We start from the raw sequence: 6,051 nt of genomic DNA on the forward strand, positions 1-6,051 counted from the left end.
CAGCGTCAATAACATCGAACAATGGCACGCTTAAATCAGATTATCGCGATCGAAAAAGGCATCAAAAGCCGCTCGATCCAAGAACTAGCAGAAGCTCAAAAAGCACTCCAGAAGCCCGCTGTGCTTTCTGGAATCTCGCGCACTTACCGTCCCAAAGACGAAGAAGGCGAACAACTGCCGCCCGAATCCAAAAAAGTTGAAGTCAAAGCCGAAGAGATTATCCGCAAAACTACTGAAGTTTTGACCAAACTCTTCGACGTAACCGCAACCAAAGATTGGACAAATTGTAGCGCCCGCGCTGACGTAATTGTAGACGGAAACGTCCTTTTGAGCCAAGTTCCCGTCAGCTATTTGCTATTCATTGAAAAGCAGTTGGTCGATTTGCAAGCATTCATCAAAAAACTTCCCGTCTTAGATGCTTCCGAGACTTGGAACTTCGATGCTTCGGCAGACTGCTGGGCCACAGAACCGGTGCAAACTCTCAAGACTTTTAAAACTCCGCGCAATCACGTTAAAGCTGAAGCTACCGAACACCATCCGGCTCAAGTCGATGTTTATTACGAAGATATTACGATCGGCTATTGGCGGACTGTGAAGTTTTCTGGAGCTTTGCCGGCGCGGCGGATCAATGAGTTGCTGCAAAGGGTGGAAATATTGCAGCAAGCTGTTATGTTCGCCCGCGAAGAAGCTAACAATTCTGAAGTTGAGGAGCAGAGAGTGGGAGAGCGAATTTTACAATTTATTTTCCGCTGATTGCTTGCTTTTTAGATAGTTATGGTTTAAGATATAAAGAGAGTACAACTTAAATCTCAAACTTCAACTTAAACCGTACAAATGTGATAGTGCAGGTTCGAGTCCTGTCCCTTCTACCCAAAATAGGGGGGTAGCCCAATTGGCAGAGGCAGCATTGCGTACAATTCAACAGCAAGTTATTACTCTAAACTCAGCATTCACCGCCGATCGCTAAAACGAATGTCAGGAAAAATCACATCATCGAGGTTGCTGGCTCATATCCAGCCCCCTCTACCAAACACAGGGGGGTAGCTCAATCGGTAGAGCGCGATGCTATTAATCTTAAATCCTTGACTTAAATGTGATAGCGTGCCCAAATGGGCGGTAAATAGAAACCCAGTAGTAAGGTCAGAACTACTGGGTTTTATGCTAATAATTGAATAAATTCGTTAAATCCGTTAGTCCTGGACGTATCAAGGCAGATGATTTACTGCATCAATCCTCAATGCGAACAACGCCAAAATCCTGCTGCTGCTCAAAATTGTCAGGCTTGCGGTACGGCTTTGTTAATTGACGATCGCTATCGTATCCTTAAACCAGTGCGATCGCCCAATCCCGCACGCCCCACAGACATCTTTGAAGTCGAAGATTGGGGAACAGGGGAAAACGAATGGGGAACTGTCAAAGTTTTAAAAGTCTTGAAATACACCCACAATCCAGATTTAGTTCGCTTGTTCAAGCAAGAAGCGCGAGTTTTGATTTGGCTGGCGGGAAATGGCTTAGTTCCCCAAGTCGAACCTGACGGTTATTTTCAAATTAAACTACCCAATAACTGGCAGAAATTGTCTTGTTTGGTAATGGAAAAAATTCCTGGAGAAAACTTGACTGAATTCTTAACTAAAAACCAGTGCGTTTCTCAACAACTAGCTCGGGATTGGCTGCAACAAATGCTTCATATTTTGCAGGAAATCCACAAATATCATGTAGTGCATCGGGATATTAAGCCATCCAACCTGATGGTTGAAGCCAATGGGAAATTGAGATTAATTGACTTCGGGGCAGCCTCAGAAGCAGAGATAGATACCGCACCCATAGGTTCTGCTGGATACGTCGCACCGGAACAAATTCTAGGTAAGGCAGGCGTGCGATCGGACTTTTTTGCCCTGGGGCGTACTTTTGTACATTTATTAACAGGCATACAGCCGATCGACTTTCCCGTTAATGAAAAAACTGGTAAAATTAATTGGAGGAACCAGGCTATAGATATTGACCCGTTACTCATAAACTCGATCGACCAATTGATGGAACCGCTACCAGAAAACCGACCTGAAAATACCCAAGTTATTTTAGAAAAATTAAAATTTCACGACTGAAACCCCCTGAAAAAGGGGGACGCAACATCGCTTCAATAAATCTGTTCCAACCTGCGAAAATCCCGCTCAACTTCCGCCCACAAAGCCCGATTGTGAGGGTCAGTTTTCACAGCCTTTTTCAAATAAATTCTTGCCTTATCAACCTGCCTTTCTCCGATCAAATGCCGTCCCCAGCGCTGATAGGCGATCGCCTGCCACTGACGCACCTCCAAATCTTCGGGAATCCGCTGTGCCAAACCCTCAATTAAGGCGATCGCCCGTGGGAACCTCTGATATTTCAGCAACTGCTGCAGCTCAACATAAGCATCTTGCTTTAACTTTTCTTCCGCCGCCGATAAATCTACCGATAATTGCCCCGGCGGCTCTTTTCGAGTCACTTTAACTGCCTGCGGTTGAGCTTTCACCCCCCGATCCGGGGGTGTCGAAGTAGGTGGCACAGTGGAATTGCCAACTTTCGACTCCGCAACATCGGGGGGGGCAATATTCACCAGGAACTTATAAGCCTCAGTAATAGCAATAAACTTATTCTTAGCCTGTTCGTTTCCCGGATTCACATCGGGGTGATACTGTCTGGCTAACTGCCGATAAGAGGCTTTAACTTGCGATAAACTCGCACCAGACCTCAGTCCTAACTGTCGGTAATAATCTGCAATATCCATTTAGCATGAATGAGCGTTGATAGTACCATTAAATATGGCAGAATCCTTAAATGTAAAGATTCTGCCAAAATTTACTGCGAACTAGGTTGTAGTGCGAGGGTTGCCCGCACTAATGAAGCGAAAAAATAACTTACGGACGCTCTTCGATCACTCTGTCAATCAAGCCGTATTCCTTGGCTTCCTCAGCGGACATGAAATAGTCGCGATCCATGTCCTTCTCGATTTTCGAGATCGGCTGGCCAGTATTTTTAGCGTAGATATTATTCAGTTGGTGCCGCAGTCGCAGAATCTCTTTCGCCTCAATCTGAATATCCGTTGCTTGTCCCCGCGTGCCCCCAGAAGGCTGGTGAATCATGATTCGCGAGTGAGGCAAAGCTAACCGTTTCCCCTTGGCACCGGCAGCTAACAGGAAAGAACCCATCGAAGCAGCCAAGCCCACACAAATCGTCACCACGTCCGATTTAATGTGCTGCATGGTATCAAAAATAGCCATGCCTGCCGACACCATCCCGCCTGGGGAATTGATGTACAAAATAATATCCTTACCTGAATCTTCCGAATCGAGATAGAGCATCACAGCGATGATTTGATTGGCAATTTCATCGTCAACGTCTCTGCCCAAGAAAATAATCCGTTCCCGGTAGAGGCGATCGTAGATATTAATCCACTGAGTATCATAACCCCCCGGCATTTTGTAGGGAACTTTTGGCACACCGATAGGCATAATTCGGAACTCCGTTTAGTTGGTAATTGGTGGTCGGGCAATTAGGCATTGGGCATTGGGCATTGGGCGTTGGGCATTGGGCATTGGGCATCGGGCATCGGGCATTGTTGGTCATAAAAAGACTATTGAATAACTAATCAGGGTAGAAACTACTAGCCATTAACCCTTAATTCTTACTCATTCCCCATTCCCCATTTCCCATTCCCCATTCCCTATTCCCCATTCCCAGTTAGATGACTCCAGCCGGCAGCGGTTTCGGCAATTCTTCCGAACTTTCAAGAACGCGATCGATCAAACCGTATTCTTTAGCTTCCTGGGGCGTCAGATACAGCAACCGATCCATATCTTTAGTAATCTTTTCGATCGGTTGGCCAGTACAGCTTGCAAAAATATCAAGCATCGTCGCTTTATTTGCCAGCACTTCCTTAGCCCGAATTTGAATGTCGCTTGCTTGACCCCGCGTGTACGCCTTGGGTTGGTGCAATACAATCGAAGCGTGGGGCAAACTCGCCCGAAAGCCTTTTGTACCAGCCGCTAACAGCATCGCAGCCATGCCCATTGCCGAACCGAGGCAAATAGTGTGCACGGGCGGCTTAATGTACCTGATCGTGTCGCAGATAGCGAAGGCTTCCGTTTCAAAGCCGACGGGTTCGCCACTGTAACCAGAAGTGCCGGTCGAGTTGATGTAGATTTTGATCGGCTTATCTGGGTCTTCGTACTGCAAGAACAACAGTTCAGCGATAATCAGTTCTGTTACCGCAGGTACCAGAGGCATACCCAGATAAACGATCCGCTCCTTCAGCAACAGGGATGGCAAATCGGGAGGTGGCGTCCGAGAGTTCCCTTCCCCGTAGTATGGCGATTGCACAGCTTTAATTGGTGTGTTCATATAACCGAAATGTTGCCTGAACTGATGGAGCTATTCTTAAAGAAATACTAACGCAATCTTTAGGTATCCCGCATGAAAGTTAGTTTGCTCCCGGTTTTAAACGACCCTAACCTTGACGCTGCAGCGCCCTCAACCCAGCGCCAGCTAGCAATTTCAGTATCTGCGATCGCAAGGGAGATCGACTCCAGCGTACCCTTAAACCTGTGCCTGATTCTCGACCACAGCGGCTCAATGGGCGGACGCCCCTTGGAAACCGTCAAACAAGCCGCCGGACAGTTGCTGGACAGGTTGAAGCCCGGGGATCGCTTTTGCGCGGTGGCTTTCGACCACAAAGCCAAAGTCCTCGTCCCCAATCAAATTGTGGAAGACCCCGCTAGCATTAAACGGCAAATTGAGCAATTGCGCCCGGCTGGCGGCACAGCAATTGATGAGGGCATTAAGTTAGGTATTGAACAGTTGGGTAAAGGCAAAAAAGAAACTATCTCTCAGGCGTTTCTGCTGACTGACGGCGAAAACGAACACGGCGACGACAGCCGCTGTTTGAAGTTGGCTAAACTGGCCGCCGAGTATAACATGACTTTAAATTCTCTGGGATTTGGCGATAACTGGAACCAGGATATTTTGGAAAAGATTGCTGATGCTGGCGGCGGTGCTCTGGCTCACATTCAGCGTCCGGAAGATGCGGTTGATGAGTTTGGCAAGCTGTTTACTCGCGTCCAAGGTGTAGGTTTGACTAATGCTTATTTGCTATTTTCGCTGATGCCAAAAGTGCGGTTAGCCGAACTCAAACCGATCGCCCAAGTAGCCCCAGATACGATCGAATTACCGGTGCAGCAAGAGGGCGATCGCTTTATGGTGCGCTTGGGAGATTTAATGAAGGATGTAGAGCGAGTAGTTTTGGCTAATATTTATATTGGACAGTTGCCCGAAGGTTCACAGGCGATCGGGCAATTGCAAATTCGCTACGACGATCCGAGTGTCGGTCAAAGTTTGCTTTCGGATCCTGTTGCAGTTTTCGCTAATGTCCTGAAAGTTTATCAGCCGGCACTTAACCCGATGGTGCAGCAGCACATTTTAGCTTTGGCTAAGTACCGACAAACTCAACTGGCAGAAACCCGATTGCAACAGGGCGATCGGGCCGGTGCTGCCACCATGCTGCAAACGGCGGCTAAAACTGCTCTGCAAATGGGTGATAAAAGTGCCGCAACTGTGCTGCAAACTTCTGCTACTCGTTTGCAGTCTGGTGAACAATTGAGTGAAGCCGATCGCAAGAAAACTCGCATTGCTTCTAAAACTATTTTGAAGTAGTAATCCGGTGATTTAAAGTTTTAAATAATTTTAAATTGGGCGATCGAACAATTCGGCGATCGGAAATCGATCCTACACAAACGAAACCCGCGCCCAGGCGGGTTTCAATATTCTGAGTCTCGCTTGCAAAAAGCGAGATTCAGTGTAGACCGATTGTTTCAAGCTGTGGAGCGACAAGAAGCTCGATCGTTTAGAATGTTTGTATTACCTATCAAGAGTGCTTGTGTCAGGAACCTTAGCCTAAAGGCATAAGGCTTGAAAGAGAAATCTAGAAAGCCATCCTGACGGGCCTAAGTCCTTCGCGGACTACGTTTTTTGAGTCACGACACCGGGCGGATGCGTAGCTAGTCCCCTGCTCTGTCGCTG

6 protein-coding genes are annotated in these 6,051 nt (G+C 47.3%); 3 read left to right on the forward strand and 3 right to left on the reverse strand.

The annotated features are described in order from the left end of the window. The first annotated feature begins 21 nt into the window (after positions 1–21). Both ACUVJL_RS04325 and ACUVJL_RS04330 read left to right on the forward strand, forming a co-directional pair. Positions 22–753, forward strand: coding sequence for a DUF7873 family protein (locus ACUVJL_RS04325; protein ID WP_445244726.1), 732 nt, complete (start codon positions 22–24; stop codon positions 751–753). Positions 754–1,214: 461 nt separating this feature from the next. Beyond that, positions 1,215–2,105: a protein kinase domain-containing protein gene (locus ACUVJL_RS04330; RefSeq protein WP_445244727.1), complete on the forward strand. Its 891-nt coding sequence runs from the start codon at positions 1,215–1,217 to the stop codon at positions 2,103–2,105. Between the two features lie 32 nt (positions 2,106–2,137). Here ACUVJL_RS04330 and ACUVJL_RS04335 read toward each other — a convergent pair whose 3' ends face one another. The 3 genes from ACUVJL_RS04335 to ACUVJL_RS04345 form a co-directional block, all read right to left on the reverse strand. Then, the gene (locus ACUVJL_RS04335; RefSeq protein ID WP_445244728.1) at positions 2,138–2,764 is read right to left on the reverse strand and encodes a DnaJ domain-containing protein; all 627 of its coding nucleotides are present in this window, start codon (positions 2,762–2,764) and stop codon (positions 2,138–2,140) included. A gap of 130 nt (positions 2,765–2,894) precedes the next feature. Continuing rightward, a complete protein-coding gene (locus tag ACUVJL_RS04340) occupies positions 2,895–3,488 on the reverse strand; it encodes an ATP-dependent Clp protease proteolytic subunit (RefSeq protein ID WP_445244729.1) in 594 nt (197 codons plus the stop codon). A 229-nt stretch (positions 3,489–3,717) separates the two neighbouring features. Continuing rightward, entirely contained in the window at positions 3,718–4,377 is a 660-nt protein-coding gene (locus ACUVJL_RS04345) for an ATP-dependent Clp protease proteolytic subunit (RefSeq protein WP_333440429.1), read from the reverse strand. Positions 4,378–4,449: 72 nt separating this feature from the next. Between ACUVJL_RS04345 and ACUVJL_RS04350 the strand changes: the two genes are divergently transcribed. Continuing rightward, positions 4,450–5,685 carry a vWA domain-containing protein gene (locus ACUVJL_RS04350; RefSeq protein ID WP_445244730.1) on the forward strand — a complete coding sequence of 412 codons (1,236 nt, stop codon included), beginning with the start codon at positions 4,450–4,452 and terminating at the stop codon, positions 5,683–5,685. Positions 5,686–6,051: the final 366 nt, after the last annotated feature.

Origin of the sequence: Microcoleus sp. OTE_8_concoct_300, from assembly GCF_031383065.1 — a bacterium.
In the GTDB taxonomy this organism is placed as follows: domain Bacteria; phylum Cyanobacteriota; class Cyanobacteriia; order Cyanobacteriales; family Microcoleaceae; genus Microcoleus.

Bases quoted from the DNA above. Each gene is read 5' to 3' on its own strand.
- ACUVJL_RS04325 (WP_445244726.1), top strand. From the start codon at position 22: ATGGCACGCTTAAATCAGATTATCGCGATCGAAAAAGGCATCAAAAGC.
- ACUVJL_RS04330 (WP_445244727.1), top strand. From the start codon at position 1,215: ATGATTTACTGCATCAATCCTCAATGCGAACAACGCCAAAATCCTGCT.
- ACUVJL_RS04335 (WP_445244728.1), bottom strand. From the start codon at position 2,764: ATGGATATTGCAGATTATTACCGACAGTTAGGACTGAGGTCTGGTGCG.
- ACUVJL_RS04340 (WP_445244729.1), bottom strand. From the start codon at position 3,488: ATGCCTATCGGTGTGCCAAAAGTTCCCTACAAAATGCCGGGGGGTTAT.
- ACUVJL_RS04345 (WP_333440429.1), bottom strand. From the start codon at position 4,377: ATGAACACACCAATTAAAGCTGTGCAATCGCCATACTACGGGGAAGGG.
- ACUVJL_RS04350 (WP_445244730.1), top strand. From the start codon at position 4,450: ATGAAAGTTAGTTTGCTCCCGGTTTTAAACGACCCTAACCTTGACGCT.